Raw genomic sequence first — 19,076 nt, forward strand, 5'->3', positions numbered from 1 at the left:
AGCGACAGATTGCTCCGTCTTTCCTCCTTCTCCCATGCAGAAAAAGGATGTATCGGGTATTAGCTACCGTTTCCGGTAGTTATCCCTGTCTTGTGGGCAGGTTGCCTACGTGTTACTCACCCGTCCGCCGCTAGGTTGTTTAGAAGCAAGCTTCTAAACAACCCCGCTCGACTTGCATGTATTAGGCACGCCGCCAGCGTTCGTCCTGAGCCAGGATCAAACTCTCCAATAAAGACCAACCGAAGTTGGTTATAGAAAGAGCGATTAGCTCATTTTTAATGCTAGCGATTCTTCTCTATAAAAGAAGAAATCTTTATTTTCATCATCCATTTGTTCAGTTTTCAAAGAACTTGTCTGTACTCGACTGTTCAACGAGCCAGGAATTAGATCATATCATGTTGGTCACTTTCTTGTCAAATCTTTTTTTGATTTTCTTTCAGCAACCTCAACTTTGAGAAAAGTTACTCTCAAAGCAACGTCTAATAATGTAACATGCTTAAAGCTATTTAGCAAGCATTTTTTTCAAGAAACTTTTCTATAGCTTTTACCTACCACTGAATAGCGACTAACAAAACAGCCATCCCGTCCTCAAACGGAATGGCTGCACTCATTACCAACGATTATTCTTGTTCCAGCAATCTGATGAATTCGTCCTCATCTTCTATGGTTTCGACTCCGAGCTGTTGGGCTTTGGCCAGTTTACTCCCGGCCTTTTCACCAGCTATGACTAAATCCGTTTTTTTCGATACGGATCCAGCCACCTTGGCTCCCAGCGCCTCCAGTCTGGAAGCCGCTTCGTCACGCGTAAGCTGATGCAAGGTACCTGTGAGCACGACCGTTTTGCCACTGAAGAAGCTGTCTGTCTTCTTCTGCTGTGGAGCTTCAGGAGCTTGGGCCTTCACTCCTAGCGACAGCATCTTTTCAATCCCCGCCTGTATAAATGGATCGGCGAAGAACGCAACAATGCTTTCGGCTACAATCCCGCCCACATCCGGTAGTTCTATCAGTTCTTCCACGGTAGCGGACATGACCTTATGCAAATCACGATAATGTTCAGCCAGCATGCGTGTTGTCGCTTTACCTGTATTCGGTATACCCAGAGCGTAAAGGAAGGAAGCCAAATCTCTTTCTTTACTCTTCTCAAGTGCTGCCAGGAGGTTATTGGCTTTTTTCTCACCAAACCGCTCCAGCTTCACTAGATCATCATATCGGAGTGTATACAAATCCGCAGGCTCGCGAACTTCCAGTTCGTCATGCAACTGGATCGCTGTTTTGTCACTGAATGTTTCAATATCCATGGCATCACGTGATGCGAAATGGGAAATACGGGCCACAATCTGTGGTTTGCACCCCAGCTTATTGTCGCAGAACAAGTGGGCCCCCCGCTGCTGTAATGGAAATCCACAGGCTGGGCAATGATCGGGTACAACAATTTCCTCCCCATCATTTTCAGATGTCACCTTTCCCAATATCTCGGGAATGACATCATTGGAGCGGCGAATAAACACACGCGTCCCCAAAGCGAACTTCAGGTTTTTACGCTCGATATCGCCAGCATTGTTCAGTGTACAATTTTGTACAGTGACTCCCGCCAGCTCTACCGGCTCTACCCTTGCCAGTGGTGTAATCTTACCCGTTCGGCCTACATTCCACTCGACCGAGTTAAGCACCGTGGTGGTTTCTTCTGCTTCGAATTTATATGCCACCGCCCAACGTGGGAATTTATCGGTATACCCAAGAACCTCGCGTGTGCGCATATCCGTAATTTTCAACACAGCCCCGTCAATGAGATAATCCAACCTGGCACGAGACTCTTCAATCTCAGTCAGTTGCTCCATGGCATCATCAAAATTGTCAAAGTAAGTCAGATATGGGTTCACCTTAAAATGATTCTCGCGTAGGAAGGCCATCATATCCTGGTGGCTATCAAACTGAATACGGTCCGCAAATCCCACATTGTAGAAAAACGCATTCAGTCGCCGCTCTGCTGTCACTTTGGGATTTAAATTACGCAAAGCGCCAGCTGCGGCATTACGTGCGTTTTTAAGAGGGTCCACAGCGGTCTCATTATATTTCGACAGCACCGACAGATTCATTATGCCTTCTCCCTGCACTTCAATGGTTCCTTCCTGGAAGGGAATCGTAAGCGGTACGGATTTAATTGTCTTTACCTGTGCCAATATCCCTTCACCCACGATGCCATTGCCGCGGGTAGAAGCCTGCACCAGCTTTCCATCCGTATAAGTCAGGTTCAGCGTTAGTCCATCAAATTTAAGCTCTATCGCATAGCTTGGAGAAGGCAGAAGCTGCTCCAAGTTCTTGGTATTGTAATCATTGACCAGCTTTACGACACGCGCGTTCCATGCACGCAGCTGCTCCATATTCTGTGCTTTATCCAGGCTCCATAACGGGGCCAGATGACGATGTGGCGTGAATCCCTTAAGCAACTCCCCACCCACGCGCTGTGTTGGCGAATCTGGCAGCACCAGTTCGCTCGTCTGTTCAAGCGCTACCAGCTCGTCATAAAGCACATCATATTCTTTGTCGCTGACCATGGGCTCATCCAGTGTGTAATAATGATAGTTATATGTGTTCAGCTCAGCAACAAGCTGCTCCATCCTGTGCATTGGGTTCATGCAGTCGTATCCCTCCGGGAACTTCATCAGGGCAGAAGCCTAGGCACTCTGCCACTGTGAGGCTCGAGATTTAATGATGTGTAAGATTTATTCTACTTTTGTGATCGGCGCAAAGCCAGCCAGCAGACGTTTGACCCCGACCGGAGCCGGGAAAGCGATCTGAAGCTCCATATCATTGCCTGTGCCTTTGACAGCCACAATGGTCCCCACTCCCCACTTGCCATGCTGTACCTTGTCTCCAGCAGCAAAAATAGCAGGGCCCCCTGCCGAAACTCCCGGGGAAGGCTTAGGCGATGAAGATGTCGTTACGGTAACACGCGACGACGCAGAAGCGGTTGAGCCACTACGGCTCATCGAATCAAAGGAACGCTCTCCGCCAAAGTTACTGCCACTGCTTTTACCCAGTCCACGCCCGCCATAAGAGCCACCTACATTGCCTGAACGACGGTAGCGGTCCTGCTTGATGATCGTATCCTCTTTTAATTCATCCGGAATCTCTTCCAGAAAGCGTGACGGCGGATTGGCTGTTGTACGACCAAACAAAGTACGCATTTGTGCGCATGTAAGGAACAGCTGCTCCTCTGCACGGGTAATGCCGACATACGCCAATCTGCGCTCTTCCTCAAGCTCTTCATTATCCAAAAAGGCCCTGCTGTGAGGGAATACTCCCTCTTCCATACCGACAATAAATACAATCGGAAACTCCAAACCTTTTGCGCTGTGCATGGTCATCAATACAACAGCATCACTTTGCTCGTCTTCATCGTCATTCATGGAATCTATATCGGCGATAAGAGCAAGGTCGGTCAGGAAGGAGACCAGCGATTTGTCCTCCGCCCCTTTCTCAAACTCCATGGTTACCGATAGAAACTCATCAATATTCTCCAGGCGCGCACGTGATTCGAGGGTGTTCTCGTTTTGCAACTCCAGTCGGTACTGGGTGGTTTCCAGCATTTTTTCTGTTAGCTCCGTGACCGACAAATAGTCCACCATCCGACTCAAGCCTTCGATCATATCGTAAAACTCGACCAGCGCATTGCGTGTACGTCCGGCAAAGCCCAAATCGTCAACCACTTGTAACACACGGAAGATAGAGACTCCACGCTCCGCTGCGGCTGCCTGCAACTTACCAACGGTCGTGTCTCCGATGCTGCGTTTGGGCACGTTAATGATTCGCATCAGGCTGATATCGTCGTCAGGATTAGAGAGCAGGCGCAGATAGGCCAGCAGGTCCTTAATCTCTTTACGATCATAGAACTTAATCCCGCCAACGATCTGATACGGTATATCCGATTTGATCAAAATTTCCTCGACGACCCGAGACTGAGCATTGGTACGATACAAAATGGCATGATGGCTATAGGTTTTGCCTGCATTAATATTCTTATTAATTTCGGAGGCAATAAAATAGCCCTCGTCGTGCTCCGAGTCAGCACGGTAAACTTTAATCTTGGCTCCGCCTTCTTTGTCGGTCCATAGCTTTTTCGGCTTGCGGCCTGTATTTTGCGCAATCACTTCATTCGCTGCATTCAGTATGTTCGAGGTTGACCGATAGTTCTGCTCCAGCAAAATGGTACGTGCTTCCGGGTAGTCCTCTTCAAAGTTCAAAATGTTGCTAATATCCGCGCCCCGCCATCTGTAGATGGATTGATCACTGTCACCTACTACGCAAATCCGGTGATGCTTATCGGCCAGCATTTTGCACAGCATATACTGCGCACGGTTCGTATCCTGATATTCATCGACATGAATGTACTGAAATTTCTTTTGATAGAAATCCAGCACCTCAGGTACTTCTTTAAAAAGCTGAATCGTTGCCATGATCAAATCATCAAAATCAAGAGAGTTGTTATTTTTGAGCCGTTGTTGGTACTTGGTATATACCTTCGCCACAATTCCTTCAAAATAGTCACCAATCTTGCGCTCATACATTTCAGGAGTGACCAGTTCATTTTTAGCCGTGCTCATCATAGATTGAACCGCTTTGGGTTCAAATTTTTTGGTATCTATGTTCAGATCCTTCATGCAGTTCCGAATGACAGACAATTGATCGGTCGAATCCAAAATGCTGAAATTGGAGGTAAATCCGATCCGTTCGATATCCCGACGCAAAATACGCACACACATCGAGTGAAATGTGGATACCCACACGTCTCTCCCCTGCGGGCCAATCAGCTTGGATACGCGATCCTGCATCTCACGCGCAGCCTTGTTCGTAAAGGTAATCGCCAAAATACCCCATGGAGCCGTCTTGCGGGTCGCGATGAGGTAGGCTATTCGGTGCGTGAGCACCCGTGTCTTGCCACTGCCTGCACCAGCCATAATCAGCAGTGGACCATCCACTACCTCCACGGCCTGACGCTGAGGTGGATTTAGGCGAGCTACAGCCTCGTGTATATCTATTGATTGCATGCGTGCATGCTCCTTTCTCCGAGCTTCCATAAAATAAACGTTCTATACTTTCAATTTCACAGCCACCGTCTCCAGCGCTTTTGCCAAGTCACGGTAAATGATGTTCCCTACTACAATGGTGTCACAAACGGCAGCCGCTTGTAACGCGGTAGATTTATCCACGATACCTCCTCCGTACAGGACACGAGAGCACTCTGTGCTACGATGTATTTTTTGTACCAGCTCCATATCCCCAAAGGTACCGCTATATTCCACATATACAATCTGCAGATGCATGAGCTTGTCAGCAATCTGCGCATAGGAGACAGCTGATGAAGCACTCAGCGAAGTTTCTGCCCCGGTAAGCTTAGCAACTGTAGAGTCTCCGTTCAAAACAATATATCCCTCTGTCACAAGCAAATCCCAAGGAATCATATAGCCAAACTGCTCAATCGCACGCTGGTGCTGCCCTACGATCCAATTACTGTCCATGGTATTCAGTACCATGGGAATCATATATAGATCAAACCCCGGCACGACAGCCTCCAGATCGGACACCTCTAGCACACACGGCACCTCATAATGCCGAACCCGCGACAGTAAATCCACCGTATTTTCATAGGTAATGCCTGATGAACCTCCTACCATAATGGCGTCCGTACCAGACATACACACGGCGTCCAGCGCCTCATCGTCCAGTTTCTTGTCAGGATCAAGCTTAAATACATGTCTCCATGATTGAATTGAATCTGCCAACACACATTCCTCCAGCATCCTATGCTTTTGTCATAATCCGTACAATCTGAATTCGATATCCAAAAGCGTTCTATGCTAAGTCTATGACAGTGCTCAAATGGTGTCAATGTTCGTATTCGATGGGAACACTCAGCTCCCCCCGACTGATGCAAGGTTTCCACTAGAGCACCATCCGTCTGAGCAGTCGCACAATACAATAGGTAACTTTTAAGTTCAGCTTATATAAACACAAAAACACCCTCCGGCTGAACCGAAGGGTGACTCTGGATTAATATGCGTTTTTGAAACCGTTGCGAATCGTGCGGAAAATAATTTTAATATCGAATAAGAGCGACCAATTCTCAATATAGAAAATGTCATGTTTAATCCGTTCCTCAATGGACGTATCTCCACGCAGCCCGTTACTCTGTGCCCAGCCTGTGATTCCGGGACGAACATGGTGCTTCACCATGTATTTAGGAATTTCCTCACGGAACTGATCCACATAATACGGTCTTTCCGGACGAGGGCCAACGACACTCATATCTCCCAGCAGCACGTTGAAAAACTGTGGCAGCTCATCGAGGCTCGTTTTACGGATAAAGGAACCGAAACGCGTGCGCCTTGGGTCATTAGCAGTCGTCCATCCTGTATCTTCAGTCCCAGGCGGCAGCACCTTCATCGAGCGAAATTTGTACATTCGGAAGGTACGACGATTCAAGCCTACCCGTTCCTGCTTAAAAATGATGGGGCCTCGCGATGTAACCATCACACCAATCGCCACGGCCAGCATGATCGGAGCGGTCAGAATAATAGCGAATAAAGAGAATAAAATATCGAACAGACGCTTGAATAACCGGTTTCCCGCTACATCCAGCGGAATATCCCGTACATTGATCATCGGCATGCCTGCGAAGTTATCAAAATACGGTCGAGCTGGCAAATAGTCGAAAAAGTCGGGAATAATAAGCGTGCGTACCCCAGCCTTTTCACACATGTTGATAATTTTAGGGTACTTATCGTGGGCATCCAGCGGTAGAGCCAGAATGACCTCATCAATCATCAGGCTCGACAGCGTTGCCTCCAATTGATCTAATCCTCCGAGAATCGGGCGGAAATGGGCTTTTTCCTCTTCGCTCCAGTAGCGATTATCATCCAGAAATCCCACCACTTCATACCCCAAATCAGGATACTGTCCCAGATTATGATAAAACCGTTGGCCCAAAGAGCCTGCCCCGAGAATGAGCATGAATTGCTTATTGTACCCTTTTTGACGGAGAGCTTTAAGAATTCGCTTCAAAAAATATCGGTAAAATAAAATCAGCAGCACATTCCCAACCATATAGATCGCTAGGTAGGAGCGCGAAATATCAATTTGCTTGACGAAGAACATGACACTCAGCAATACAAACAAGCCAACAATGTGAATCTGGGTGACACGAAATACGTCGTCTGCAAATCGCTTTTTGCGCTTGGGTGAATAGAGCGAGAACAGCATTCCCAGTACCACGGCAATCAGACCGTAAATTAAGCTCCAGCCCCCGTACACTTGAATAGGAAGCGGCTCTGTATAGGTAATCCATTCACTTTCAAATTTAAAGAACCAAGCGATCAGGAAAGATAACTGAATGACCGCGAAATCCGCCACAATATACAATTGGGTTAAAAATCGTTGATTTCTGCGTATCATGCTTTCACCTCGGTACGAGATTGTTCGCCGCTGTCCGGTTTGACCGGTGCAGACAGTTTGTTTTTCAAAAAGGCCATTCCAAATTTCACCGCAATCCCCGCGTAGACAGCCATGTTGGTGATCCAGCTGTACTGCTGTTTATAATGCTTGCGGTGAAACACCCACATAGCTCTATGAAACTCATAAATAATTTTCAAAGGACGACGGCGAGCGCTCCCCCCTTTGATATGAACAATATATGTGCGCGGGTAGTAGTAAATGCCCCACCCTGCTTGTTTAATCCGGTAACACCAATCAATATCCTCACCATACATAAAAAAGGTTTCGTCCAGGCCGCCGACCTGCTCAATCGTCTCGCGACGCACCAGCATAAAAGCTCCAACCAGCACATCCACGGGATACTCATCATCCGGGCTTAGATGTCCAAGCTGATATTGGTTATACTTCGGATTATCCGGGTAACGCTTCGACCAGCCAAAGGCGTAATAAAAGGAAGCAGACGGCGTTGGAAATCCACGCTTGCATGCCTTATCCAGCGAACCATCCGGCAAGATGACCTTGCAGCCCGCTGCTCCCATGTCCGGATGCGTATCCATAAACTGAATCATCGTATCCAGTGTGTCCGGCTGCACCAGCGTATCGGAATTCAACAGCAATACATAGCGCCCACTGGCCACTTCCATTCCCTGATTGTTTGCCTTGGCGAAACCAGTGTTATCCTCATTGGCAATCAATATAATCTCCGGGTATGCAGCACGGATAGCCTCAACAGACCCGTCACTGGAATGATTGTCGATGACAATCACTTCAAATCGATATTGCGTCTTGGACGCATACACCGACTGCAAACAATCCAGCGTCAATCGACATGTATTATAGTTGACGACCAGTATGCTTACATCCATATTCAAAACGCTCCTGACAAATTCAGTAATCTATTCTACTATCGACTATTATAGCATACCCCACAGACTACGGGACGCAAAAAAGCACATAACTTGTAACCTTACACAGCATACAGGATTTTGCAAAATTCTTGAGGTCTAAAAATCATCGTGGTAAGATATACATGGAAAAAGGGCTGGTGCCAGCCAGCCCCTGCACAACCAACGCTCCAAGAGCGGACGGTTTTGAAACAATCAGGCCGAAAATAGACCCTTCCTTGAGGGGGTGGTCTATTTTCGTTTGTTAAACTCTAACAGTGTGACGATTAACGCCCCGAACGTCAGCATTAAACTGAGCGCCTCAAACACTGTCACAGGCTTCACCCCCCTCCTCGGGAGAGTTAGCCGACCGCCCTTGCCAGCCTATATCGGTTGTGCCTCTCAATTATACTATATTTTTCCATAAAGGAACATGCATTCGATGGTTTTTTATCTAGCATTCATTTGTACCTTTGATTATTTGACGCTTGTATCTGGAAAAAAGTTTCAAATGTATTTCATGCGAGGAAATAATCCCTTTTGGTAGCTGTCCAGAAATTGTTCAATATCTTTATAACGCATTGAAATTTGAAAGACATATGTCTCTACATAATAAAATCTCCCAATCATAACATGATGGGAGATCGCTGCAGATATATAGCCTACCTCTATTTATTGGAACTTTCCAGATACTCTTTTAAAAACTCCCGTAATCCTTCACGCCAATTGCGCAAATCATTCAGCCCATTGGTTCGAATCGCTATATGCTCCATGACGGAATTACGTGGACGTGCTGCGGGCCTAGGGAATTGTTCCGTACTACATGGGTCCAGTTTCGCTGTCATCTTGGCACCTAATAGTTCTGCCGCATCCTGAAAAATAGCTTGCGTAAACTCATACCAGGTACAAGAACCGCTATTGGACGCATGATATACGCCATACTTATCAGTTCGAACCAATTCCTCCAGAAAACGAGCCAAATCCACCGTATAGGTAGGTGAGCCTTTCTGATCATTCACGACCTGAAGGTGCGGCTTTTCCTGTCCAAGCTTCAGCATTGTTTTCACAAAATTGTTCCCGTACAATCCATATACCCAAGAAGTACGAACAATAAAATATCTGGAGGATAGTGTTTGGGCCAGTATCTCTCCGGCCCGCTTAGACTTTCCGTAAATACTCTGCGGATTCGTATTGTCATACTCATGATATGGTTGCTCCGCTGTTCCATCGAACACGTAATCCGTGCTGATATACACCAGCTTGGCTCCTGCTTTTTCCGCAGCCAATGCCATATTGCGTGTTCCCGACGCATTGACTTGGTAAGCCATATCTATATCAGACTCGGCTGCATCCACTGCCGTATACGCTGCACAATGGATGATAGCATCAGGTTGGTACTGTCCCACGATCTTTACAGCCTGCTCCATATCCGTTATATCCAGCTGTTCCCGATCGTATCCAAGGACATCATGTCCTCGCTCCTGAAAAACGTTTACTACATCTTTGCCGAGTTGACCGGATGCTCCAGTAACCAGTACCTTCATCTTACGCATCCCCCAAGCGGGAACCGTACTGCTTAGCATAATATTGCTGGTACTCGCCGGATTGAATACGAGTCCACCATTCTTTGTTGTCCAAGTACCAACGGATTGTTTCTTTAATACCTGTTTCAAAAGAGTGCTTTGGCTTCCAACCCAGCTCATTCATGGTCTTCGTTGGATCAATGCCATAACGGCGGTCATGACCTGGGCGATCCTGCACATACGAAATCAGAGATTCTGGCTTGCCCAGCTCCTCTAATACCGTTTTGACAATATGCACATTCGTCCGCTCATTATTTCCACCGATATTGTATACCTCACCAAGCTTCCCTTGATGAATGACCAGATCGATTGCGCTGCAATGGTCCTCCACATACAACCAATCGCGGATGTTCAAGCCATCTCCATATACAGGTAGCTGCTGATCACTCAACGCACGCGAGATCATCAGTGGAATCAGTTTTTCCGGAAACTGATACGGACCATAGTTATTGGAACAACGCGTGATATTCACAGGTAGGCCAAAGGTTTCATGATATGCACGAACCAGCAGATCGCCGCCTGCCTTGGAAGCAGAGTAAGGACTATTGGGCTGCAGCGGAGTTTCCTCCGTAAACAAGCCTGTTTCACCCAGAGATCCGTACACCTCATCTGTCGATACCTGTACAAACTTGGTCACATTATATTTCTTGGCTGCGTCCAACAGTACCTGTGTACCAAATACGTTTGTTTTCACAAACACTTCCGGCTCCAAAATACTCCGATCCACATGCGACTCTGCCGCAAAATTCACCACCACATCAATCCCCTGCTGCATCAGTTGATCAATCGCTTGCGCGTCAGTAATATCCGCTTTCACGAAAGTATGTCTAGGGTGGTTTTCAATGGATTTCAAATTTTCCAGGTTACCTGCGTACGTAAGCGCATCTACATTCACAATTTCGTAATCTGGATGCAGTTTTAACATATACAATGCAAAGTTACTGCCAATAAATCCGGCACCGCCGGTGACAAGAAGTTTCATAAAGACCTCCTAAATTCAGTTATCCATTATTTTAGTGTTAAACGTATAGTACTTATGCCCAAAGTAATTAAACAGTGTGTAAAGACCTGATGCAATTAAAATCGAAACGTTCCCAACTCCTATAACATTCAAAATTATTAATTTATCCATAAATTTCAAAAATGGCATCAAATAATACCCTATAAAATAAGAGGTTACATAAGAAACTATAGTCACAGAGGCGAACTTCAAAGTCTGACTTAAATACCATTCATTCACCTTGAAAGTAAAATTCCTATTCAAAAAAAAACTACAAACTCCACCAATTATATTTCCACAACTTGTTGAAATCCAATAATTAAAATGAAATAAATTATAAAAAAGATAAATAATAGACAAACCAATTAAAGTATTAATAACCCCTACTAAAAGGAATCTCAAGAACTCAAATCTTTTTAAAATATTCATAATTTGTACAACTCTTTTTCTTGTTGCTGAGCTTCTATATCAATATTTATAGTTTCTCTTACAAGAAATAGTGGTCTACGTTTACTCTCGCCATATACACGGCCAATATATTCTCCAATGATTCCAATAGTAATTAACTGAACTCCCCCCAAAAACAATACAGTAACCATAAGAGATGGATAACCGGGAACAGGATTCCCATATATCAGTGTATTTATCATTAAGAAGAATGCACGAATCAACGCAAAAATTGATACAATGAAACCTAAATACATAGCAAGTTGTAGAGGAGCAAAACTAAAAGATGTAATTCCTTCAATAGCAAAGTTCCATAATTTCCAATAATTAAAACTGGTTTTTCCAGCAAACCTTGCATCACGAAGATACGATATACTTGTCTGCTTAAAGCCTACCCAACTAAAAAGCCCCTTCATAAATCGATGACTTTCTGGTAAGTTATTTACAGCGTTCACAACTTGTCTAGACATCAAACGGAAGTCTCCAGTATCGGCCGGAATATCTATTTTTGTTATTCGTCTTATAAATTTATAAAAAAAACTAGCTGTTACTTTCTTTATGAAAGTCTCTCCATCTCTTTTAATTCTTGTTGCATAGACAACATCGTATCCTTCTTGCCACTTTTCAACCATCGAGGGAATGAGTTCAGGTGGATCTTGCAAATCGGCATCTATTGGAATTACTATATCCCCTCTAGAATATTTCAAACCTGCACTCATCGCAATTTCCTTACCAAAATTTCTAGATAAATCAATGACCTTGATTCTGTGATCAGTGGAGGCAATTTCTTTTAATCTAGCATGAGTATTATCTTTACTACCATCATTAATACATATGATTTCATAATCATAGTTATTTTTATTTAGTACTTCTGAAATGCGTTCATAAAAAAAATCAACGTTGTCAATTTCATTATACATAGGTACAACTAATGACATTTTAAATTCCATTCTTATATCCCCTCTTAATTCAAGCCTACTTACTTCAGTAAACTAAATCCCCAACTTGAATATATGGATCGTCTCCCTCAGTGTACAAGTTAGTGAAATCACCATCAGGATCCTTTAGTTCAACTTGTACAGTTTCTTTGATTTTGTTTCGTAGCGCACTCCCCTTAAGAACCAAGGCGCTTTTATTCTTCTTTGTAATAATAATTGATTTAATAGGTACTAACTTATGCGGGGTAGTTCCTATATCAAATCTGAAACTTTGAATATGATTTAATGGAATAGTTGCTTTAAATACTTTCTTATTATCTAATTGCTGACTGATAGAGTCTTTTTCGTTAAATCCATTACCTTTATCATAAAAAAGTTGAAAAACATCAGTTTGAGGATACTTAAATTCAACCTGAATATCCACATCTTCTGTATAATCATTAACGAATTTCAGTTGCGGATCATAACCATCAGTGTGTATGTTTAATACACCATCCTCTGCTTTGATTTTAGAAATATCATGAAGTGGATAAAATAGACTTTCCAACTTTTCAGCATCATATTTCAGATGATTATTATTATCCTCAAATTCGATACTCTTTATTTTTATATTCTGATTGATTAAAATACCAGGATCTAATCTGAAACTATAAATTGGCTTATTGGGCAGTTCAAAGAACAGTTTATTCCCATCGACTTGATTATAAATATATGCTTTGGATGAATCCTTTTCATTGATACCATCACCAATATCATAGTATAGCTGATACATGTTAATTTTTGCTTCCTCCAACTGAACAATCATCATTGGCTTGTCAATACTTACAGATGCTAGGTTATAGTATTTTGCAAAATGATCATTGGAAGTATAACTTGGATTCAAAGAAATATCATATATAAAAACATAGCTATTCTCTTTGGCTGTTAACTTTGGAAGTTTCACAACCCTCTTCCCCTGTTCTAGATTCTTATTCACGATTTGAAGTCTTTGAGCACTTTCCTCTGCAATTAATTTATATTGAGTATACACATTATGCATTGTAATATATAGAGGGATAATTGATGCAACCAACACAACGACAAGTAGATTCTTACTCGGTTTAACTATCATAGTTATTGAAATAATAATCATTACAGCCCCACCAAAAGCTGCACGAAGAGGAAATTCAGGAGAAGCCACCATTGCTACATATGAAAAGAAGCCTGTGAACATAATTAGTAAAGCAATCCAAAGAGCTCTTTTAGAATTCTTAAAGTTTTTATAAACATAAAATAATATTGCTACAAAAAGTATTAGGACTAAATATCTCTGGTCTTGTAACAATATACCTTTCATTGTTTGTAAAAAGTTAATTATCTGATCTTTGAAACCAACATTAAAGTACATAGTTTCTTTTCTAACTTTGTTTCCTGGAGCAAGTACCAAATAGACGAATCCTATAAGGCAACCAATAATTCCACTAAAAAACCATAAAGGAAGTTTAATTTTCTTTTTTAGAGCAATTAGAAAAGAACTACCGACAAATGCTACTGCTATTACAGCAGTATTTTCCTGACTCCATCCTGCTAAAATACCCAAAAAAAACATCGCCAGTATGGTTATCAAATTACTTTTAAGTAAATATTTATTATCAATAAGATATCTGTATGGCAATAAAAATATTAAAATAAAGACAGTAGCCCAGAGATAGTTAACGGAACCTGCTAACCAAAAAGCTGTTTGACCCAAAACAGGAAGCATAAACCAACACATCAAAAAAACGAGTAAAAAAACACCCAAATCTTCTCTAGTGTTAAATTTTCTTATTTTTGAGAACGAGCAGATTAAAAATAACAACAATACATAAAAAAATGCATTTACAATATTGAATACATCTTTGCCTAACCATAGAAATAATTGTACAAAAAAGTGTACAATAACTCTCCCGGTCCAATTATGATACAAATAATTTTGAGATTGGAGAATATCAGCCATACTCTCAATTCTTTGATTTGTACCCATAATAAAACTGTAAGCAAATTCATCATTCCAGTACGGCACAAAATAATTAATTCTGAGCATGTATAAATACATGCTCACGGCCAAAGCGATGATAATTAAACGATATATATTTAAATACTTATCATCCACTTTTATTTCCAACTTCATAAATAAATTCATCCTCTATATTCCGATTTTCACGCAAAGAAATTTAAATCTCAGCAGCATCCAGTAAAGGGTGACGCTCATCTTTTTCAGATAGTATTGGCTGAGATACGGGCCAATCAATTCCAAGCACAGGATCATTCCACAAAATCCCCCGGTCATGTGCTGAAGAGTAATATTCATCAACTTTATACAAAACTTCCGTGTTTGGTGTTAGTGTACAAAAACCATGGGCAAATCCTTTCGGGACTAATAATTGCCTCTTATTATATTGGCTGAGAATTACTCCTACCCACTGCCCAAATGTTTTCGAATCACGTCGAATATCTACAATAACATCATAAATAGCACCAGCAACTACACGAACTAATTTAGTTTGAGCTTTAGGGGATAATTGATAGTGCAAGCCTCGTAGAACGCCTGCTTCAGCAGACAAAGAATGATTATCTTGAATGAACTCATTTCTAATACCAAAGCTACTCAATACATTTTGATTGTAACTTTCCATAAAAAAACCTCGGTGATCCCCATGAACCATCGGTTCAATAAGTAAAGCACCTTTCAGTTTTAACTCATGTACTTTCATACAATTAATCTCCTTATAATTTTAATTTCCCAAACTCGTCACTAAATATTATTTCTTTGGCCAGTTCATTAGCTTTGGAAAGGGATGCATGTGTACCTGCATCGGTCCACCAACCTTGAAGAATATCAAAAGTCAGTTCTCCTTTGGCAATATACGCATTATTTACATCCGTGATTTCTAATTCCCCACGTGATGAAGGAATAAGGGTTTTGACAATATCAAAAACGCTGTGATCAAACATATAAATACCTGTTACCGCATAATCACTTTTGGGTTTTTGAGGCTTCTCCTCAATTGAAACAATTCGATCTCCCTGTAATTCTGCGACACCGAACCGTTTCGGATCTTCTACCTGCTGCAAAAGCAATTTAGCACCTGACACTTGATTACGGAAGTTTTGAACATATGGAGATATATCATCTTCAAATACATTATCACCTAGAATAACAAGCATTTGATCATTCCCCACAAATTGTTCAGCTAGATCTAATGCCTGAGCAATACCGCCTGCCTCGTCCTGTACTTTATAGGTAAAAGTAATCCCCATATCTTTTCCACTTCCTAAAAGATTCACTACATCGCCCATATGGTCTTTACCTGTGACAATAAGGATATCCTGAATACCAGCTTGTTTCAGCTTATATACTGCGTGAAAAATCATTGGATACTTTCCTACTGGAAGAAGATGCTTATTTGTAACCTTTGTTAATGGGTATAACCGTGTTCCAGTTCCCCCTGCTAAAATTATTCCTTTCATAATAACCTCCTAAATTAAGTGTTACTTAGTGTCCTTATAATCAATTTGATTTTGTCTGAGCTGCAAAAAAAAGTTTGCTATAGTTCTAGAATAATACCAATAGTTTATTATTGAAGAATCTTTTAGTATTTCAAAGAACTGTTCAGACCAATTTTGAGGAGAAGGAGCCAATTTATTAAGAACATTTTTTTTTCTACAAGATTTAAAATAGGATCCGAGTACTGTCTTCACTTCTTTATCTACGACATCATTTAATGTCAAGAATGTATTACTACCATGTAATCGATAATAATAATACGTAGACTCAACAAATAACGGCTCTGATAAAAGTAAACACCTCAATGCAAAATCCCAATCATGACAGTATTTTAAATTCCGAAATCCATTCAGTTTATCAAAGATCTCCCTACTGAATAACATATTCCCTGTTGAGATAGCAGTGTTATGAGGAATCAAAGACCAACCTATACTTGGGAATTTTTCTATAGAATTTTGAGTATTAATGAAGTTTATAGCCTGATCGGACACCGTACTAATATCGTTTCCTTCTCCATCAATTACTTTAATTCTCGAAAAAACAAAGTCTGAATTAGAAGCGGATAAATGCTTAACTAATTGTGTTATCCGGTTAGGCTCAAACAAGTCATCCGCATTAAGTATTGTTACATATTTCCCTTGTGAGGCCCTTATACCTTCATTAATTGAATTGTGAGCACCTTGATTTTGGTCATGTGAAAGGAATTTTAAACGATTTTTAAATCTTTCTAAATATATTTCACTAGAGATTAGTTCATTTATGATATGACAACTGTTATCTTTCGAATTGTCGTCAATCACCACCAATTCAAGTTGATCGTATGTCTGCTCATAAATAGATTTTAAGGCAGCCTCAATATACTTCTCATAATTATAGGATGGTACAATAACGCTGACTAAGGGCGTATCTTGATTATTCATATTTTTCTCCTTGTTCATTATCGAACCCTGGATGCTCTCTTGGTAACCTCTAGATATTGGTGTCCATACTTTTGATCCGGTTCTAAATGTGTACCTTCAGCCCATTCATTCCATGCGTTAACAAAAATCATTTGTTCCGAACCTTGACTAAATCTCCGAGTATAATCAACCAAGCCCACCAACCATTTTTCATACTCTACAGGATTCGCATAGTGAAAGACATTAGCTGCACTTTTTCTTCTAGCTGTATTATCCCAGCTTAGCATAGTACCTCTAAACCATGTAAAGTCCCCAGCCTTCTTTTTCTGAAGCGAACGATCTACCACTTCTCGATAATCGTAAATGTTTCCTGAAAAGTCAGGAACCAGCTCATTCATAGTTTTAGAAATTTCGTTGGCATAAACACCATGCGGTGGGAACTCGACTGCTGAATCACAACCGTAGATCGTTGGATCTACTTGACCAAAGGACTGTACCATGCATACATGAAGATTTGGAATGCCTTTTTCTTTACACTTTTCTTTCCATGTATGGACGGTTGCTTTCAGATTAGGAAACAATTCAGCTCTGTAAATCAACAATATGGGGTCCTTACCATCAATACGGATATATCTTTCATCTTTTAAAACAGGAATAACTTCTTCAATAAATCTGTTATCTGAATCTTCATCATGCACTTGCTTCATAAGCATCTCTTTCTCTTGTCCATCCCATCGCCTTGTCCAACTCTCGTTAGCCCAACAAATACAAAAAGGAAAATCCAAATCTTTATTTTCCAATAAAGCATTCATTGGCTTCTCTAAAAGCCTCTTGCCATCGAACCAATAATAATAGTAACAAAAACCGAAAATATCATAATTTTTAGCAAGTTCTATTTGACGTTTCTGAATGTCACTATCCTCAACCAAATTGTAATATCCTAAGTCTGAAGGAACATGTGGTTGATAATGTTCCTTGAATAAAGGTGTCGCCTTACGAACATTTCTCCACTCTGTAAACCCTTCTCCCCACCATTCATCATTCTCTGGAATAGCATGAAACTGAGGTAAATAAAAAGAAACAATATTTGTTGTTTTGTTTTGATTTTCCGGCCAAGCGGATGCTGTAGACCTTCTGTGATAACTAAACTCAGAAATATGTTTTACTTTCTTTGCACTTGCAACTAGTTCTTCAATAAAAGAATCATAGCCCTTAACATCAAGCAAAATCTTTTCTTTAAAAAGTGTGGACTGAACTACAATAAATGATCCAGCTACCTTAGAATCTAACTTTTCCGAAGTTAAATGTTCCTCTTTATAAAAAGGAGCAAAATGATCACCGTTATCAAGGAATCTGTCTTCATTTGTAAAAATCAAATCTTCATTATCTATAGAATTTAAAGCCAAATAGTGTAATGTGTTAATAGATAGAAAATCCTCTTGTTCCAATACCGTAATATATTCCCCTTGCGCACTCTTACTAGCCTCTCTTACCATATCCAAAAGCATACTATTAGCAGTATGAATAAACTGCACTTTGCTCAAATCAAAGCCAATCGTAAATTGACTTTTAACAATCTCTTCTCTTGAAATTATAATTACTTCAAATTCGGAATATGTTTGGCTAGTTAAAGAACTCAAGCAAAACTCTAGATAAGCCTGATTTAATTTATACACAGGAATAATGATAGAGAACAAATGTCTGACAGGGTATTGAACGTTGGTAATTTGGGTATCTTCCTTATACGTATATGGTTCAAATCTCCCAACCTGATTATCATTCCTATTTGCCATCAATGTGATAGCCCTGTTCCACATCCACTTAAATCCGTGTTGCCTCCATTTTTCAAACACTTTAACAAACAAATTGGAGTTATTTCCCGAATTTAATTCTTTGTAGCTGTGAAAAGCCTGATTTAAGATCGAAAGCACTCCAACCTTCTCTATAACAATCCGTTGTATGTAAAATACACCGGGAGAGTCACCAGGATCCAGTCTCAGTGACACTACATCATGTTTAAATTCAAAAGGCCTGCCATTTGAATTCTGACGATCCAGCTTTCCGATGATGTAAGAATTATCTTCACTAAAACCGGCTCCATAGTCAATATACAGCTTAAGAAACCTCAATGATTCCGAAGAACCTTCACAGTTAATCTTATACCAACCTTTTTTAAACGAACCTCTCAAATAAACCTGAGGATCATTGCTAAAACTGTCCCATTCGTCTCCGTTCCTGTTAATTCCAAATAAATCAACGACTTCCAGTTCTCTCAATTAAATCATTCCTTAAAATATAAGATTTATTA

General features: G+C 41.3%; 15 protein-coding genes and 1 rRNA gene. All 16 read right to left on the bottom strand.

Annotated features, from left to right (window positions below):
- Positions 1-232, bottom strand: a 16S ribosomal RNA gene (locus KQI_RS0124765); the annotation flags it as partial.
- 388 nt (positions 233-620) lie between these two features.
- Entirely contained in the window at positions 621-2,636 is a 2,016-nt protein-coding gene (ligA, locus tag KQI_RS0124770; RefSeq protein ID WP_010349585.1) for an NAD-dependent DNA ligase LigA, read from the bottom strand.
- An 87-nt stretch (positions 2,637-2,723) separates the two neighbouring features.
- Positions 2,724-5,048 (bottom strand): DNA helicase PcrA, encoded by a 2,325-nt coding sequence (pcrA, locus tag KQI_RS0124775; RefSeq protein WP_010349586.1) that lies wholly within the window; start codon positions 5,046-5,048, stop codon positions 2,724-2,726.
- A gap of 42 nt (positions 5,049-5,090) precedes the next feature.
- A complete protein-coding gene (gene pcrB, locus KQI_RS0124780) occupies positions 5,091-5,783 on the bottom strand; it encodes a heptaprenylglyceryl phosphate synthase (protein WP_010349587.1) in 693 nt (230 codons plus the stop codon).
- Between the two features lie 268 nt (positions 5,784-6,051).
- A complete protein-coding gene (locus KQI_RS0124785) occupies positions 6,052-7,452 on the bottom strand; it encodes an undecaprenyl-phosphate glucose phosphotransferase (RefSeq protein WP_010349588.1) in 1,401 nt (466 codons plus the stop codon).
- Positions 7,449-8,357: a glycosyltransferase family 2 protein gene (locus KQI_RS0124790; RefSeq protein WP_010349589.1), complete on the bottom strand. Its 909-nt coding sequence runs from the start codon at positions 8,355-8,357 to the stop codon at positions 7,449-7,451. The genes KQI_RS0124785 and KQI_RS0124790 overlap by 4 nt, the downstream gene beginning before the upstream one ends.
- A gap of 270 nt (positions 8,358-8,627) precedes the next feature.
- Positions 8,628-8,720, bottom strand: a complete 93-nt coding sequence (locus KQI_RS29885) for a putative holin-like toxin (RefSeq protein ID WP_219727884.1) — start codon at positions 8,718-8,720, stop codon at positions 8,628-8,630.
- A gap of 323 nt (positions 8,721-9,043) precedes the next feature.
- The gene (gene rfbD / locus KQI_RS0124795) at positions 9,044-9,919 is read right to left on the bottom strand and encodes a dTDP-4-dehydrorhamnose reductase (protein ID WP_010349590.1); all 876 of its coding nucleotides are present in this window, start codon (positions 9,917-9,919) and stop codon (positions 9,044-9,046) included.
- 1 nt (position 9,920) lies between these two features.
- Positions 9,921-10,940 (bottom strand): dTDP-glucose 4,6-dehydratase, encoded by a 1,020-nt coding sequence (gene rfbB, locus KQI_RS0124800; RefSeq protein ID WP_010349591.1) that lies wholly within the window; start codon positions 10,938-10,940, stop codon positions 9,921-9,923.
- Positions 10,941-10,955: 15 nt separating this feature from the next.
- The gene (locus KQI_RS29890; RefSeq protein WP_010349592.1) at positions 10,956-11,387 is read right to left on the bottom strand and encodes a GtrA family protein; all 432 of its coding nucleotides are present in this window, start codon (positions 11,385-11,387) and stop codon (positions 10,956-10,958) included.
- Positions 11,384-12,355 carry a glycosyltransferase family 2 protein gene (locus tag KQI_RS0124810; protein ID WP_010349593.1) on the bottom strand — a complete coding sequence of 324 codons (972 nt, stop codon included), beginning with the start codon at positions 12,353-12,355 and terminating at the stop codon, positions 11,384-11,386. Before KQI_RS0124810 ends, KQI_RS29890 begins: the two co-directional genes overlap by 4 nt.
- Before the next feature lie 34 nt (positions 12,356-12,389).
- Positions 12,390-14,492, bottom strand: a complete 2,103-nt coding sequence (locus KQI_RS0124815) for a DUF3329 domain-containing protein (protein WP_010349594.1) — start codon at positions 14,490-14,492, stop codon at positions 12,390-12,392.
- A 43-nt stretch (positions 14,493-14,535) separates the two neighbouring features.
- A complete protein-coding gene (gene rfbC / locus KQI_RS0124820) occupies positions 14,536-15,075 on the bottom strand; it encodes a dTDP-4-dehydrorhamnose 3,5-epimerase (RefSeq protein ID WP_010349595.1) in 540 nt (179 codons plus the stop codon).
- Positions 15,076-15,088: 13 nt separating this feature from the next.
- Entirely contained in the window at positions 15,089-15,832 is a 744-nt protein-coding gene (locus KQI_RS0124825; RefSeq protein WP_010349597.1) for a sugar phosphate nucleotidyltransferase, read from the bottom strand.
- A 21-nt stretch (positions 15,833-15,853) separates the two neighbouring features.
- On the bottom strand, positions 15,854-16,789 hold the full coding sequence (locus KQI_RS27320; protein WP_039774796.1) for a glycosyltransferase family 2 protein: 936 nt from the start codon (positions 16,787-16,789) through the stop codon (positions 15,854-15,856).
- A 17-nt stretch (positions 16,790-16,806) separates the two neighbouring features.
- The gene (locus KQI_RS27495; protein ID WP_010349599.1) at positions 16,807-19,044 is read right to left on the bottom strand and encodes a glycoside hydrolase family 99-like domain-containing protein; all 2,238 of its coding nucleotides are present in this window, start codon (positions 19,042-19,044) and stop codon (positions 16,807-16,809) included.
- Between the last annotated feature and the right edge of the window lie 32 nt (positions 19,045-19,076).

The organism is Paenibacillus peoriae KCTC 3763 (genome assembly GCF_000236805.1).
Lineage (GTDB): Bacteria > Bacillota > Bacilli > Paenibacillales > Paenibacillaceae > Paenibacillus > Paenibacillus peoriae.